Annotated in this window: 13 protein-coding genes; 5 read left to right on the plus strand and 8 right to left on the minus strand. The window is 45.3% G+C overall.

The genetic code is table 11. The annotated features are described in order from the left end of the window. From HQK80_02375 to HQK80_02385, 3 genes are all read left to right on the plus strand, one after another. On the plus strand, window positions 1–806 hold an 806-nt coding region (locus HQK80_02375; protein MBF0221065.1), incomplete at its 5' end, for a DUF2156 domain-containing protein. 151 nt (window positions 807–957) lie between these two features. Next, window positions 958–1,320: a PilZ domain-containing protein gene (locus HQK80_02380; GenBank protein MBF0221066.1), complete on the plus strand. Its 363-nt coding sequence runs from the start codon at window positions 958–960 to the stop codon at window positions 1,318–1,320. Window positions 1,321–1,416: 96 nt separating this feature from the next. Next, a complete protein-coding gene (locus HQK80_02385) occupies window positions 1,417–1,824 on the plus strand; it encodes a hemerythrin family protein (protein ID MBF0221067.1) in 408 nt (135 codons plus the stop codon). 100 nt (window positions 1,825–1,924) lie between these two features. On the opposite strand, the gene HQK80_02390 is transcribed toward HQK80_02385, so the two are convergent. Together HQK80_02390 and HQK80_02395 are read right to left on the minus strand one after the other, a co-directional pair. Next, entirely contained in the window at window positions 1,925–2,776 is an 852-nt protein-coding gene (locus HQK80_02390; protein MBF0221068.1) for a hypothetical protein, read from the minus strand. A 149-nt stretch (window positions 2,777–2,925) separates the two neighbouring features. After that, window positions 2,926–4,173 carry a hypothetical protein gene (locus tag HQK80_02395; protein MBF0221069.1) on the minus strand — a complete coding sequence of 416 codons (1,248 nt, stop codon included), beginning with the start codon at window positions 4,171–4,173 and terminating at the stop codon, window positions 2,926–2,928. A 242-nt stretch (window positions 4,174–4,415) separates the two neighbouring features. Here HQK80_02395 and HQK80_02400 point away from each other — a divergent pair, with 242 nt between their 5' ends. Beyond that, a complete protein-coding gene (locus HQK80_02400; GenBank protein MBF0221070.1) occupies window positions 4,416–4,724 on the plus strand; it encodes a hypothetical protein in 309 nt (102 codons plus the stop codon). 43 nt (window positions 4,725–4,767) lie between these two features. Here HQK80_02400 and HQK80_02405 read toward each other — a convergent pair whose 3' ends face one another. Continuing rightward, complete coding sequence (locus tag HQK80_02405) at window positions 4,768–8,343, minus strand: DUF748 domain-containing protein (GenBank protein MBF0221071.1); 3,576 nt, start codon at window positions 8,341–8,343, stop codon at window positions 4,768–4,770. Between the two features lie 157 nt (window positions 8,344–8,500). Between HQK80_02405 and HQK80_02410 the strand changes: the two genes are divergently transcribed. Then, complete coding sequence (locus HQK80_02410; GenBank protein ID MBF0221072.1) at window positions 8,501–9,226, plus strand: 1-acyl-sn-glycerol-3-phosphate acyltransferase; 726 nt, start codon at window positions 8,501–8,503, stop codon at window positions 9,224–9,226. A gap of 36 nt (window positions 9,227–9,262) precedes the next feature. Here the strand turns inward: HQK80_02410 and HQK80_02415 are convergent, their stop codons facing one another. The 5 genes from HQK80_02415 to HQK80_02435 all read right to left on the minus strand — a co-directional run bounded on the left by HQK80_02415 (window position 9,263) and on the right by HQK80_02435 (window position 14,079). Then, the gene (locus HQK80_02415) at window positions 9,263–10,192 is read right to left on the minus strand and encodes an LD-carboxypeptidase (protein ID MBF0221073.1); all 930 of its coding nucleotides are present in this window, start codon (window positions 10,190–10,192) and stop codon (window positions 9,263–9,265) included. Further along, window positions 10,170–10,940, minus strand: coding sequence for a type III pantothenate kinase (locus tag HQK80_02420; protein MBF0221074.1), 771 nt, complete (start codon window positions 10,938–10,940; stop codon window positions 10,170–10,172). The genes HQK80_02415 and HQK80_02420 overlap by 23 nt, the downstream gene beginning before the upstream one ends. 346 nt (window positions 10,941–11,286) lie before the next feature. Further along, on the minus strand, window positions 11,287–12,138 hold the full coding sequence (locus HQK80_02425; GenBank protein MBF0221075.1) for a hydroxymethylpyrimidine/phosphomethylpyrimidine kinase: 852 nt from the start codon (window positions 12,136–12,138) through the stop codon (window positions 11,287–11,289). 64 nt (window positions 12,139–12,202) lie between these two features. Beyond that, a complete protein-coding gene (locus HQK80_02430) occupies window positions 12,203–12,652 on the minus strand; it encodes a peptidylprolyl isomerase (protein MBF0221076.1) in 450 nt (149 codons plus the stop codon). Between the two features lie 2 nt (window positions 12,653–12,654). Then, window positions 12,655–14,079, minus strand: a complete 1,425-nt coding sequence (locus tag HQK80_02435) for a hypothetical protein (GenBank protein ID MBF0221077.1) — start codon at window positions 14,077–14,079, stop codon at window positions 12,655–12,657. Window positions 14,080–14,369: the final 290 nt, after the last annotated feature.

The following is a 14,369-nucleotide window of genomic DNA, read 5'->3' on the forward strand; positions in this document are numbered from 1 at the left end:
ATGAACAGAAAGATTTTTTAAAGCTGAAATCAATTCAGGCCCCAGACCACTGGTGTGATGAGTATGAGCTTACCTGGGCCTGGGAGAGTGATCTTGTCTGGATACGCCAGCAAAGTCCTGAACCGTTTTACTGGGCGCCAGTAGGTGACTGGCATAAAATTGATTGGAATGGCCGCCTCTCTTCGTTAAATGAAAAAATTGATTTTGTTCGAGTTCCGGAAGAACTAAGTGCTCGTATTGTCGATTTAAATTGTTCGATGTCATCTATTGAACAACGGGATCATTGGGATTATCTCTATTCTGTCAAAGAGCTCGTTCGTCTCAAGGGTAAGCAGTTTCATGATAAAAAAAATCTTCTGCACCAGTTTCAAAAGAACTCCTGGAGATATGTTCCCCTTGATCAGGGTTTGATTAAAAGGGCCTTATTTATGCAGTATGATTGGTGTGCCTGGCGAAACTGTGAGGCTTCAGCCGGTTTGGCTGCAGAGAATCGAGTGATCACCAAGGTGCTCAAATCGTTTGACGAGTTGACTCTTTTTGGTGGAGCTATTGAGATTGACGGCAGTGTCGTGGCTTTTACAGTAGCCGAGCAGCTTTCACCGAAGATGCTGGTAATACATTTTGAGAAAGCTTTGAACGGTTACAAAGGTCTTTATCAGGCAATCAATCGAGAGTTTCTTGCGGCGCAAAAAGGTTTTGATATCGTCAATCGAGAACAGGATTTAGGCAATGAAGGGCTGCGAAAAGCCAAGTTATCATATAATCCAGTTGATTTTATTAAGAAATTTAGACTGTCTTGGGTGTGACAGTTTTTTCATGGTAAATATACCAATCGCATTCGATATTCTGCCCCCGTAATTTTTATTTGACACCGTGTAAGGATTAAGCCTACACTTTTAATGGAGAGAGAGTTCTTAACTATTTTCGGCTTTACTAAACGACAAAAGGGTGTGGGGCATGAAACATACACAAGAACGAAGGAGAAATGTTCGTTATAAGCTTGGAGACAGTGCTATCGCGGTTTTTGGCGAAAGCCCCGGTCATATAAGCGATATCAGCGTGGGTGGGCTTTCATTTATTTATCTTGATAGCGACCGGCCCAGTCCGGAAAGTGATAGTGTTGACATACTCGATGGTCAGCAGAGTTTCTTCCTGGAAAAAATTCCCTGTCGTACGGTAGTTGAGCGTTTGGTCGTCAACGAATCCCCTTATAATTTGATTAAGATGGTAAGGCGAAGTCTGGAGTTTGTCGGGATTTCGGATCTTCACAAAAACCAGATAGAATCATACATTAATTCTCATTCTTCCAGCCTTGCCTAGCCGGTTTTGACCCAGTTTGGTTTTTTTATATCGATCAGATTGAAGATTGTTACAGTTTGGCCCCGGGAGGGGAAGATTGAATGAAAGGAGCGTGATATGCCGCGAATTGAGTGGAATAAAGATTATAGCGTAGGGTTTCGAGATATTGATGTTCAGCACCAGAATTGGATCGATATTCACAATGATCTGCATGAGTTGTTGATCAGCGGTAACAGTAACGATGTCCGCGGGGCGACGATGTCGACCCTTAAAGCAATGAGGGATTATGCTGTGAAGCATTTCTCTTTTGAGGAAGAGTATATGCAGACAATTGGTTATCCGGATAAAGAGAGGCACGCGCAGATTCATCGAGCCTTTGAAGGCATGGTTGAGAACTATGTTGATGATATCAAAAATGGAGATGTTGTGCTTAATACCGATATTATGAAAATTTTACGGAGCTGGTTGGTCAACCATATACTTAATGAAGATAAAAAATACGGTGAATTTGCAGCGGCAAATTGATATATCACCCGCAATACCAGCATAAAAAAAAGTCCCGAGGAAGATACTCCTCGGGACTTTTTTTATGTACTGCCGATGCTAGTTTATTTCTGACAATGGTTTAGTGGGCACCACTCAGAATATATTTGAACATGGTAACAATGATAAAGACCACTAATACAGAACCGGTGGTCACAACAAAGAGTCCAAACACCGTAGAAAGGCGGCGCAGCCAGCCTTCAGGAGCCCTGCGGGTGGTCAGTTTGTCAAGCTCACCGCTTTCAACGAGTTGATCATACTCACGAGGGCGCTCATGCTTAAGCTCTTCCAGAGGGAATGATCCTATAAATATTACCGGATCAAGAGGGAATTTCTCAGGACGCAAATGAGTATTATAAAAGTGTATGGTAAATATAAAGCCGGAGGCAAGCAGGGCCTCGTCACTGTGGATTATGGTGGCGATATTGAGCCAGTATCCTGGGAAAAATTTTGAGAATTGAACAGGGAACCAAAGAGCAAGTCCTGAACCACCAATAACTGCAATACCCCAAAAGACCGCCATGAAGTCGAACTTTTCCCAGTATATCCAACGTCCATAATAGGGGCGTTTGCCCCCAAAAAACCATTTGATGGTTCCGATCATCTCCTTAAGGTCATTCAGGTTTGGTATAAGGCCTTCCGGGTCAAAAATAAATGCTATTAGCGATTTTTTGGACTCTTGCCATTTAGTGAACAGCAGAATCAGGGTCAGGAAAAAGTAGAAAAACGTAATAACGGCACAAAATCTATGTAAGGCGCCCAGTACCGCAAAGCCTCCAAAGCTGTATGCGATCCATTGGGCCCAGCCTTCAATGGCAAATTTAAGCGCCATTCCGGTGACAGCTAACGTGAGAAAACTGAGAATAATAAGTAAGTGAATAAATCTCTGAAAGACAGAGAACCTCTCAATCCAAAGTGTTGGTGCTTTCGCCATGTCTATCCTCTATAAAGTTTTATTTAAATATAATTTTTGTGCATTCTGCCGAGCTGAATAGCAACTTTTTCCGTTAATTCGTAGCTAACAACTCAATTTCTCTGAAAACTTCAGGCACTGAAGACAACAACATCAGTGCTAGTACAGATTTAATGCCCCTTAGCCATTAGTTTGATACGTTCAACAATGGAACGTGGTATCCATAAAATCGTATGAAGTCCAAAGAAGCTGAATGTACCGACAAGCAAACCGGTCATGGCCCAGAAAGTGTAAAAAAGATACGGGTATTTTTCTTTGTCGTGAACAGAGTGGGTAGCATGGGGCAAATAAGTAGTAAAGCTTTGGTTCGCCTTTGGATGGCACACTGAACAGGTCTGTACAATATTGGCAGTATTGATTTTTGAGGCCGGGTTTTGAATGGGAAGGATGTCATGGGAACCATGACAATCAGAGCATTTCGCCGTTTGTTCTCCTCCCCAAAGCATGGATGCCCTGCCGTGATAGGTTTGAAAGTATGTCTCTGTTTCATGGGCATGGCAGTTGTTGCACTGCTCAGCTATAAGCAGGCGAAAATCTTTATTGGTGACGCGTGAGATGGTGTGTGCATTATGGCAGTCAATACAAACAGGTAATTTCTTATCTGTTTTTGTAACTGTTGGGCTGTGCACTGAATCTTGAAATTTCTCAGCAATTCCAACATGGCACCCTTTACAGGTTTCAGTGATATTGTCACGATTAACACTTGAGTTTGGTGAGGATGCCTTCTGAACATTGTGTCCAGTATGACAGCTTGAGCACACCGCTGTGACGATCAGGCCATCTTCGAAGAGGCCTTTGCCATGAATCGACATTGAGTAGTTTTGAACAATGTTGTGTTCGCTCAGGTCATGTGTGGAGGTCATATCAGAACCTTCACGGTGACAGCGGCCACAGGTAAAGGGAATATTCATCGGGTAGGTTGTGGAACGCCGATCTTTTGGTGAAAGGATGCCGTGTTTTGTGTGGCAGTCCTGGCACTTGGGAGCCATTGCATCATTTTTTTCAATGGCCGCTTCGCCATGGGCGCTTTGCATGTATGTTTCACCGATTGCATCGTGACAATCATTACAATTCACCGGCGACAGGGGGAATGGGTGTTCCTCTCCCTCAACATCCGCATCAACATGACAGGAGACGCAGCCGTTTTCAGCATGTACCGTATCTTTATAGGTATCTATGTCGACATACAGGCTTATAGTTTTCCCATTTTTTTCGGTAGTCAGCTCAACGTCAGTGTGACAACCAATGCAATCCTCATTGGTTAAGGCGTATGCGTTACTCCATGATATAAATAGGGCCAGCAGCATGAAGCGAATAATCGCCCCAGCTCCTAAATGTTTTGGTACATTCTTGATCATCAGTAATGCCTCCGTGGTAAGTTGAAAAAGGTTATGGAAAATATAAAGTCGTAAATCACAATGCTTTGTCGGGCAAATACCTCATGGACTTAATTGTAAAATGATTGACCCCATTTAAGAGCCCTTGCCCTTTCCTCAAAAAAAAACTATTACACTTAATGCAACTTGCCAAAAAAATGCAAGAAAAAATGAATTGGTATTCATTTTTTCTTGTGTGGATATGAAAATGTGGAGGATATTACGTGCAACAAGAGTCTCACCGAAATGCAAAACCCGTCCCTCTCTACACGAAGATAGGCTGGATAGCTGCCTGGGTAGTTATGTCAGTGCTCATATTAATGATTTTGAGAAACTGCATGACTTCCGTGAAATATGGAAGCCAAACGGAGATTGGCACGGTGGATTCGTACTATCAGTTGGGGCTGAAGGAGGGGCAACTGGGTAAAGATTTTTTTCTGCCCGGTGATGTGATGAACAACCCTGTCCTGCGTAAATCCTATACCAAAGGTTACAGGGAGGGAATGGATGCCAGAAAACTCCCTGAAAAGTAGCCAGGTTTTTTTGTGTTTCAGAAACGGCGGCTTAATGCTGCTGCTATTTCTGTCTTAATCCCAGAGTGAAATCCGTTCGGTTGCCATCCCTTCCCATGTTTAGGGAGTCGATTATCTGGGCCTTTCCGGCCTTAAACTGATTTTCGGCAACGCCTTTAGATCTGAAATAAGCAATCACTTCATCAATTCGTTGTTGAGCGAGTTCAAGAAGGTCCTTGTCAGAAACAATGAGTTTCTTCTTCTCGTCATCATACACAGCCTTTTTTGCAGCATAGTCGGAACTGAAAGGTTGGTCGATGACCTCTTTTCCGTAGGAGGTCGAAAGGGCTTGAGATAGTTTCGCCTCATGCCGGCGCTGTCTTTTGTCAATCTCGGCAATTTTCTCATCAATAAGAGCCTTTCTGTCGGAGTGGGAGTCGGAGTGCCCGGTTACAGTGATTTCCAGAAGAGGGCGGGAGTTCAGGATGGCCACCCACTGGTTGAGGAGTTCCTGGTAGGCAGGGGAGATATTTTGGGCGCCGAAATTAAAAAAGAGAGACGGTGAGATTAAACCGCTCTGATTTTGAGAATCAAGTAAAGAAAAGGGCGAAACATGGGCCTTGAGCAGAAGTTTCTGGAACTCATTAATAAGGTCATCACCAAGGCTGTAATTCGAGTTGGGCTTAGCTGTTGTTGAAAAGGGCAGAGTCATGCCGTCCTCTTTGTCTTGCAAGAGGGCTTGCAGGAAGGGCGTGTCTTTCCATGTGTTACCTTTAATCGTAATCAAGCCTGGCTCAATAGAGGGTCCGAGTTGAAGGCCGGAGATTTTGATATCCAGAGAGTGTTGGATGACCTCCTGGCTCAGATGAATTTTGCCGGTAAGATCAAACCTGCCCTGTTTGATGGTGTGACCGATAACAGGAGTCAGTAGTGAGTTCTTTTGCGGGGCGGGGTAACCCGTAATCTGATAGGCAGTCTGGAGCGTTTTAGATGGTGCTGAAAGTAAAGTGGTGCCTGTCAGGGATATTGGGGCTACAGAATCGAGGAGTCCTTCCAGCGAAAAGCTGTTTTCCTTCGTGTCAGAAAGCCTGGAAAATGACCCGTTCACATTTTCAATCAAAGTTCGGGAGGGAGGGTCTGAAAGGGCATTGTTGAGAGAGACAGTACCGTCTTTAAGGTAAAGGGAGTCAAAGTTCAGAAAGTTGTTTTCTGACTTGGCATCCTGTTGCGCCGTAAATATTGAGAGCAGTGGGGCACTTTTGGGGCCTGGGGTATAGCTAAGATGTGGCTTTTTAAACGTAATTTGATCGAGTGACAGCGCAAGAGGCTCTGCCTTTATGGTGATGCCGGCCGTACTAACCTGTTGCGCGTTAAAGGAATATGACGGGCTTGAAGATGAAAGGTCTGTAATGTCGAGTGAACCAGTAAATATGGGGTTTGGGAGAAGAAAAGAACCCTCTAGACTCACAGCGCCACGAGAGTTGAACTGTTGATCAGGTACAAAAACTGTGCTGAGTAAATCAGCCGGGAGGTTTTCAGCTTTTATGGTGCCGTTTGCCGAAAAAGGTTTGCTTGAAAAGGTGCCTGAAACCTCTGTCGGCGTGTTGTTTGATGTGGCGCGTGCCACAAACTGATTTTGGCTGCCTTTAATAATCTGTGGGACAGACAGGTTGAAATTGTCAAGCGTATGCCCTTTAGAGGTCTGGCTCATATCATTGATTACGATTGTTGAATCTGAGACCTCTAATGATGAAAGGCTTACATGGGCAGTTGCCGTATCTTTCCAGTAGATCTGTGGTGCCGTTATAAGATTCTGCCAAGCCTTTTTGTCAGAAGGGGGATGCAGATAAAATTGTGCCTTCTTTATTGATACCGCACCAAACTGCAGCAGTGAGCTTGTACTGTTGAAAAAACCATTCTCACTTTGCCAGCCTCCCAAGGACGCCAAAGCTGTTTTGTTGTCGGTAATCCGAATGTCTCGGGCCCAGATCTGCATGTTCTCAAGTGTAAATATTTTTTTGCCGGGTTTAGGGTCATAACTAAAACCGGACTTGATCTGCTCAATCGTTCCTTTTGAGATAAGAGAGCCAGTGAACCAGCCCGGCAGTGTTGGTAAGTCGTTAACGTCAAGATCATTAGCCTCAAAAAGGCCTTTGCTAAGCTGTTCTGAACTGACAACCCATTGGGCGTTGACTGTGGTTTTAGGATCTTTCTCTGCGGATATTGAGAAACTGGACGTTTGCCGGTTCCCGTTGACAGTATTTAGCACCGAGGCAAGCACCTCGATATTGTCCCATCGCTGTGCGGTATCTTTTGTTACCCTGTTTGTAAAAGTTATGGAGCCGTTACTGATTGCAAACTGGGGAAGTTGTTTGGTGTTTTCAGGTGCCAGCAATGCGTTTTCTATCTGGTTGAAAGGGAATGGGAACGTAAAAGCGTTTTGTGCTGATGATGTCAGGGTGAAGATAGGTCTTCTGAAAATAAGTTTTGTAATTGAAAAGTTTTGGGATAGCGGGAAAAACGAACCCTCTAGAAGTATCGAATCCACTGTTACTTCCTCAGGCGTTTCATTGAAAATAGCACCAGAGATGTCGAGCTCGCCTGATACTTTAAATTGCTCTTTTGCATTTTTAGAGTGTGGGTCGTAGCTAAGATGCATCTTTATGTCCGCCAGCCCACCTCGAATCCGACTGCCAAAATCAGCAGGAAAGTAGCTTGCGTAGGGCATAACGTCGATTTTTCCCATATGTAAGGCAAGCTGAATAACCGACGAATCAGGATTTTGATTTTGTGTGTCTGCTAAAGATACAGGTCTGCCGTTTATCATTGCCGAGAAGTGAGGCTGAAGTCGAGGTGATTGGTAATCGATAGTTGCCAGTGTTGGCAGGGTAATTTGAAGATTGGTGACGTGATGTTTTTTGCTGGTCGTGGCATCCGCAAAAACAATTTCTGCGTCCTTGACCGATATGTTGTTTAGTGAATAGTTATTTTTCAGGTACTTGACAGCTGGGGAGAAAACGATTGAATCCAGAGTTGTTTTGTCTTGTTCTGCGAGACTGGCTGAAATCTGGTCCCATAACGCACTGATATTAGTACTGCCATCGGTGTCTTTTGTGATATGAACAAAAAGCTGCTGGAGGCGGAACTCTTCGCAGATGATGCCTTTGTAAAAAATAGAGCGAGGGTCAATCACAAGGGTCAGGCGTGAAAATGTGATGAACGGGTCAACTGTATCGGCGGGGTTATTGATAACTGGTCCGACAACACTGTTGTCGAGCTCAAGCCGAAAGTTAAGCGGGTTAAAACTGGCACGTCCAAAGGTGACTTCGCGTCCACACAGTTCGCTCAACTTTGTAGCGCCGTAGGTTTTAATAAGGGCCGGAAAAAGATAATATCCGCCAAGGAAATAAAGCCCCAGACAGAAAATGGTGGAAATCGTCAAGGCTTTGGTTATAGAGATAAAGCCTAGTTTCTTTTTCTTGGGGAGCACTGCTTTTCTGGAAAAAGGACGCTTTTGGTCAGGAGCAGTGGGAGCCGAAGTTGATGGGGTTATTTGGGTTGTGTCTACCTCTGGGGGCAGTTCAGACTCTTGTGATATCTGAATTGATCCGAAAGGGTCGTTTTTTTGTTTTTGTGCCATGCTGCATTGTGCCCCGGAGGTTACTCAAGTATCAGGTGCTGCCTTTGCCGTTGTTTTGTGCTTCAAGTTGTGCTAACTGGTATGCAACAGCAATAATTCTTTGAAACCTATCTTGCTCTGCGGAGTACACCAATTCCTTTTTTTATATGAAAAATCCATGAAGATCATTAGCTCTTTTCGCTCAGTAATTGTCTTAATCCTTACACCAGTTCTGACATTTTTAACAAGTTTTTCGGCGATTGTTGGCATGTTTTTTTTCCGAGTATCCGGTGAAAAGATTCAGGTACTGCCACGATATTGGGCACGAATCATACTGTCTTTGGCCGGTGTCACTGTAAATGTTAAGGGCGGTCAGCAGCTTAACCCGAAAACACCCTATATTTTTGCAGCAAATCATCTGAGCCAGTTTGATATCTTTGCCTTGCAAGGGTATCTGACCATGGATTTTCGATGGCTGGCGAAAAAAGAGTTGTTTGACATTCCAGTTTTCGGCGCCGCCATGCGTATGGTCGGTTATATCCCAGTTGATCGGTCGCGTGGGCGCAAGGCCCTGGTCAGCCTCAACGAGGCCGCAAATCGGGTGGCAGCAGGTACCTCAGTGGTGATTTTCCCGGAGGGCACCCGCAGTAAGGACGGCAAACTTCATTCCTTTAAGAGCGGGGCAATGGTTCTTGCCATAAAGGCTGGAGTTCCCATTGTGCCTGTTGCCATTAAAGGGACCTATGAGGTCTTGCCGAAAGGAAAGCTGCTAGCCCGCTCAGGGCATGTGGAGTTGACGCTTGGCAATCCTATAGAAACTAAGGGGTTGAAGAGTGCTGACAAACAGGAACTGGCAACAAAGCTGGAGCAGGAAGTCGCCGGGATGCTTGTCTCAACCTCCTAGCGCAGGGAAACCGACGTGCCAATCGTGACCTGCACTCTATTCAGTACGGCTTGCTTCAAGAAAACGTAAAACACCTGAATTAGAATCCATCTGGGCTGCTCCCCCAACAGGCAAGAGAAGATTCTTTTTTCCATGGCCAACCGGAAATCCGGACCACACCGGGATGGTATCTGTTAACTCAAGAACCCGCCCCCAGATCAATTCACAATCATCTTGCTGTTGAAGGTCTGAGTTAAGAAACTGGCCGAGGATGATTCCTGAAAATTTATCAAGCACCCCGATCATTTTCAGGTGAGTGAGGATACGGTCGATTTTGTAGGCCGGCTCATTAACATCCTCGATGAACAAAAGGGCATCCTGCCCGTCAGGCATAAACTGAGTTCCGGTTAAATTTTGCAGGCAGGTCAGGTTCCCACCCAGAAGGTTTCCTTGCGCATTTCCATCCCGAAGAATTTCCAGAGGGCGGGCCTTGATCTCTTCCTGGCTTGGCCCTGCAAGCTGGTTGAAAATCTCTCTGCCATTACCATCTCGTACCATGGTCGAGAGCATGGGTCCGTGAAAAGTGATTAAGCCTGTTTTTTCGAAAATGGTATTTAGCATGATCGTGAGATCGGAGAAACCAATGAGGATTTTTGGGTTTCCGGCAATGAGATCATAGTCAAGATGCTCGATCAGGCGGCTACAGCCGAAACCACCACGGGCAGCAATTATGGCCTTTACCTCGGGGTCTGCCCAGAGCTGGTGGAACTCTTTGAGGCGTCTTTCGTCACTGCCGGCCAGATAGTTTTCGTGGTTACCAATGTCATCGGCGTATGATACCTCCAGCCCTAGCTCCTTAAGCATGTTTAGGCCGTTAAGTAACATTCCTCTGTCAATTGGTCCAGCGGGAGCTGCAATGCCAACCCGATCGCCTTTTTTTAAAACAGGAGGTTTGATTTTTTGTTTAACTGCCTTGAATGCGGTCATATATAAGCTGCAGTCCTTCCAGGGTGAGAAGCGGTTCAATCTGCTCGATAGTGTCGGAATAGGGTGCGATTAGTTGAGCCATTCCTCCTGTTGCCAGGACTAGTGGGGTTGAGGTGAAGGATGTTTTTAGCCGATTGACGAGGCCATCGATTAAACCACCATATCCATAGAGCATTCCCGATTGAATTGCTGAAACTGTCGAGGTTCCAATTGGTGGAGGAGGGGCAACGTTAATGTCCACCCGGGGCAGCTTTGCCGTACGAGTACCCAAGGCTTCCAGCGCAATAGCAATTCCAGGAGTGATTGCTCCGCCGAGATATTCTGCCTTCTCAGAAACACAGTCAAAGGTAATTGCTGTGCCAAAGTCGATTATGATCAGCGCACTGTTATATTTTTTAAAGCCGGCCGCCGCATTGACAAGTCTGTCCGCACCGACTTCACTGGGGTTATTCAGGCGAATTGTGATGCCTGTATCTGTCGTGTTATCAACAAATACAGGCGACAGTTGCAGGTTATTGGTAAAACCGAGCCAGGGGGTTTTAAGTTGCGGGACAACACTTGATATAATCAGGCCGGTTACGTTGCTGATTTGGCATTGTCTCAGAGCGAAGAGGCTGAAGATGGAGGCAGATATTTCATCGGCGGTGGCATTTTTGTCAGTTTGAACTCTCCAGCTATTGGTTAGCTTGCCATTGGCAAAAAGACCGATTACTGTGTGGCTGTTTCCTATATCGATGGCGAGAAGCATAAGCAGACTCTTTGAGTAGTTTGTCAATATTGATGGCACTGCATTCGGGGAGAATGGTAAAGGGTAAAAGGGAAAAGGTAAAGCGGAAAAGATCTAAAATCTTCGGGGCTGATCAATCAGCGAATCAACTAAGCCGTTGTAAATAAAACATCTATGACAGAGCCCAAACTTTCATATTCCCAGAGAAGACGGGGGAAAAAAGCCTTTGTTTGCCATTGTTGCAAAAAAGAGATGCCCTTTTGCTGGAACTGTCCCTGCGGCTTTCAAATATGTGATAACTGTTTTCAAGAAAACAAGTGGGGGTTGACCAATGGTCCTACCTGGGTTTGTCCGGATTGCGGACGGATCAGGATGATGTGAAGCTCTCCGGGTAATCGTTCCCCCCCCTGAAAAAGAGATGGTGGGCCAACCCGCCCCTGCCATTGCCGGTGTTAAATGCGACACTGGCCTTGAGAAGTTGCCAGACAAAGCGGGACGATTGCATAAAGGCCTGGTGGTAGTCACCGGATTTTTGGTGGTAGGCCGCAAAGGCAGAGGCGTAAGTGCAGCCTGTTCCATGGGTGTTGTTTGATTCAACTCTCGGATGGGACTGTGCATAATGCAGAGTTTCTCCCGATCTGTTTTGGATAACGAGATGATCCGTTATCGTGCCCTCATTGTTTGGAGTGTGCCCACCCTTGGCAACGATACAGCGAAGGCTGGGGAAGGATTTTAAAATTGTCTGGCAGGCGGCAATAAGCGACTCCGTTGAGTTTGGACAGGTGCCGCTCAGGGCGCAGAGTTCGGCAAAGTTGGGGGTCAATACAGTTGCTTTTCCGGCAAGATGAGTGATGGGCAGAATGCTGTCTGTCAGATTGCTGCCATCGGAGGCTCGCAGAACTGGATCGAGAATAATCTCCCCAGCAAAGGACTCAAGTGATGAGAGAATGGCCTCTGCTATGTCTAACGTACCGATCATCCCGATCTTAATGTGACTGACATTAAGATCGCTTAAAACGCAATCAATTTGATCACGAACTATAAATGACGCAACTGGATGCGAGGCCTTAATGCCCCTGGTGTTTTGTACCGTTAGATTGGTTGGTACGGCAGCACCATAGGCACCAAGGACAGTAAATGTTTTAAGATCGGCTTGTAGGCCAGCCCCTCCGGAAGGGTCTGAGCCGGCAATGCTCAGAATAGTTTTGACAGGCATCATAGGGCAATGTCGTTCAGCAGAGAGCCAGTGGCAGACAGTTACCAACGGCTGAGGACGAACTCAACTAATTGGCCTGTTGTTTGGCTACTGACTGAACTGTGACCTTGTAGGTCAGGGTAAGTCCGGCCATTGGGTGGTTGAAGTCGACAGTTATCTGTGTCTCGTCAACGGCGATAACGGTAGCCGGCACCCGCTGTTGCTGACCATCACGGTCAAGATTTAAACCCAGAACCATTCCTACCTTGATTTTGGCATGATCCTTGATGCCTTGCTTGTTGAAGGTGTGGATAAGCTCCGGGTTGCTCAGTCCGTGAGCTTCTCGTGGCGATAGTTTGAACTCTTTACTTTCCCCAGTTGACAGACCAATGATATTTTCTTCAAAGCCTGGCAGGACATTGCCGGCGCCAAGGACAAGTTCAAGGGGGCCAGAGGATTCTGATGAGTCAAAAATCTCTCCATTTTCGGTTATGCCGTCGTAGACAACGGTGACTGTATCACCAAGTTCAGCTTTCATAGTTATTTTCCTGTATTCGCTTTTTTGAAGGCGGTCTTCTTTTCGCCTATTTTTTTGTATAGGCTGCCAAAGGTCTTCGGCATAGAGATTGTTGCCAAAGATATTAGTTCTGAAGGAAGGGCGTAATCGTACATGTGACGCTCTATTTCAGTGCCATATTGAGCAATCGTGCTCTTGGTTAATTCAAATATGTCATCATAGGGAAAGGGTCGATTGAAGTTTCCGACCAGGCCATGAATGAATTCGTGGAGTTTTTTGACATCCTTTGAGCTTTTACCATAGAAAACACTGCATCTGGTTATGGCGGTTTCCAGGATGACTTGCAGTTCAATCTCGTTGATTGATTCGTGCCCTTTAAGCGAAGTAACCATCAGCTTTATAGAGCGAATTATACCTTTGGCACCAACAAAAAAATCTTTTGTTTTCTTGGCGGACAACGATGTCGGGTTAAGTTTGGAACTGTGGATGTCGACTTCTTCGGAGATACTAGGCAGGAGCTTGTTTTTCAGGGCAAGTTGGTAGACGTTTAAATACTCAAGAGTGCCGGCGATGGTTTCGGTATTATCTTTAAGCTGTCGCTTCTGGCATAACCCGGTTATCAGGGCCCCTAAGGCAGATGCCTGCACCTGCAGACCGGGCAGAATATCTTTGCTGTCCAGGTTGTAGAGTCCACCTAACGCAATTTTTATTCGCTCTAAAGCGTTTATCTCGCCTGCAAGTCTTTCCTTGAGACCTGAAATAAAGGTGGTGATCTCTTTCGTTGTTGTCACGCCCAAGGAGATGTGGTGGAAAATAACTTCCTCTGCCAGGCGTGGAACTTTAGGCATGTCAATGTGAGTAAAGCGTGCCTCAAGCTTGTTGGCCTCGAGCAGGAGCTGGTCGACACATTTTTGTGTTGGGTCACCGCCGATTTCGGCAGTCATGAAACTTAAGGTTTCTAAGCCTACAGTAAACAGATTTGCTTTCGTGTCTGGACAGGCTTGAGCGATAGGCACAAGTGCTTGTAGTGTGAGAGCTTCGCGGATGAGTCGGTTTGTCTCAAAAAAAACACTGATCTGTTGCTGCAACTCTGATTTGAGGTTTTCGAGTTCACCCGATTGCGCTTCAAGCAACTGAGCTTTTTCAAGAGCTTTTTGGGAATCTTTAGAACCAATAAGGTCTGCTAATTGATTCCGGGCTTCATTGTCCCAGAGGCTGATATTTTTTGAGATATCTTTGGCTTTTTTGGGGTACTCTTTTAAGGCCTTAGTGATCTCCGGCACAGAAGCCCCGATGCTTTTCAAAATAAAGGCGTTTTTCTGTAAACTGATGTGCTGCCAGTCAGACACCTTTGGGTCTTTAAGCATTGCATATACTTCTTCTTTACCCTCTTTGAGAAAATTCTTCGTGTTGTTGAGAGTGATTTTGGCTAAATCGATAGAGCTCATTTGCTATGTGTATGTATATGTATGGTTTGTTCGAATAAGTATGTTGGGGCCAAGTTTAGAATAGCGATTTAATCTGATTTTCACAAAAAAAATATTTGTTTGAACCAATTAAATTGAGTGAAAAAATAGTCAGGTTTTGTCGCGCTTGACAAAATTTGAATATAAGCATATTTTACCTAGTTTTTACAAGGATAAAAGACTCAACTGGATATTGTGATAAAAAAAATGGACCTCTTTTGTGAGAAATATACTGAAAAGATGAATTCGTCGCTGGCCTTCTGCAAACATCC

The sequence above is a fragment of the Desulfobulbaceae bacterium genome, assembly GCA_015231515.1.
Classification (GTDB): Bacteria; Desulfobacterota; Desulfobulbia; order Desulfobulbales; family VMSU01; genus JADGBM01.

Excerpts from the sequence above, each read along its gene's own strand:
- HQK80_02430 (MBF0221076.1), bottom strand. The coding sequence starts at position 12,652 with ATGAAAGCTGAACTTGGTGATACAGTCACCGTTGTCTACGACGGCATA.
- HQK80_02380 (MBF0221066.1), top strand. The coding sequence starts at position 958 with ATGAAACATACACAAGAACGAAGGAGAAATGTTCGTTATAAGCTTGGA.
- HQK80_02405 (MBF0221071.1), bottom strand. The coding sequence starts at position 8,343 with ATGGCACAAAAACAAAAAAACGACCCTTTCGGATCAATTCAGATATCA.
- HQK80_02420 (MBF0221074.1), bottom strand. The coding sequence starts at position 10,940 with ATGCTTCTCGCCATCGATATAGGAAACAGCCACACAGTAATCGGTCTT.
- HQK80_02425 (MBF0221075.1), bottom strand. The coding sequence starts at position 12,138 with ATGATGCCTGTCAAAACTATTCTGAGCATTGCCGGCTCAGACCCTTCC.
- HQK80_02415 (MBF0221073.1), bottom strand. The coding sequence starts at position 10,192 with ATGACCGCATTCAAGGCAGTTAAACAAAAAATCAAACCTCCTGTTTTA.
- HQK80_02390 (MBF0221068.1), bottom strand. The coding sequence starts at position 2,776 with ATGGCGAAAGCACCAACACTTTGGATTGAGAGGTTCTCTGTCTTTCAG.
- HQK80_02410 (MBF0221072.1), top strand. The coding sequence starts at position 8,501 with ATGAAGATCATTAGCTCTTTTCGCTCAGTAATTGTCTTAATCCTTACA.
- HQK80_02435 (MBF0221077.1), bottom strand. The coding sequence starts at position 14,079 with ATGAGCTCTATCGATTTAGCCAAAATCACTCTCAACAACACGAAGAAT.
- HQK80_02395 (MBF0221069.1), bottom strand. The coding sequence starts at position 4,173 with ATGATCAAGAATGTACCAAAACATTTAGGAGCTGGGGCGATTATTCGC.
- HQK80_02385 (MBF0221067.1), top strand. The coding sequence starts at position 1,417 with ATGCCGCGAATTGAGTGGAATAAAGATTATAGCGTAGGGTTTCGAGAT.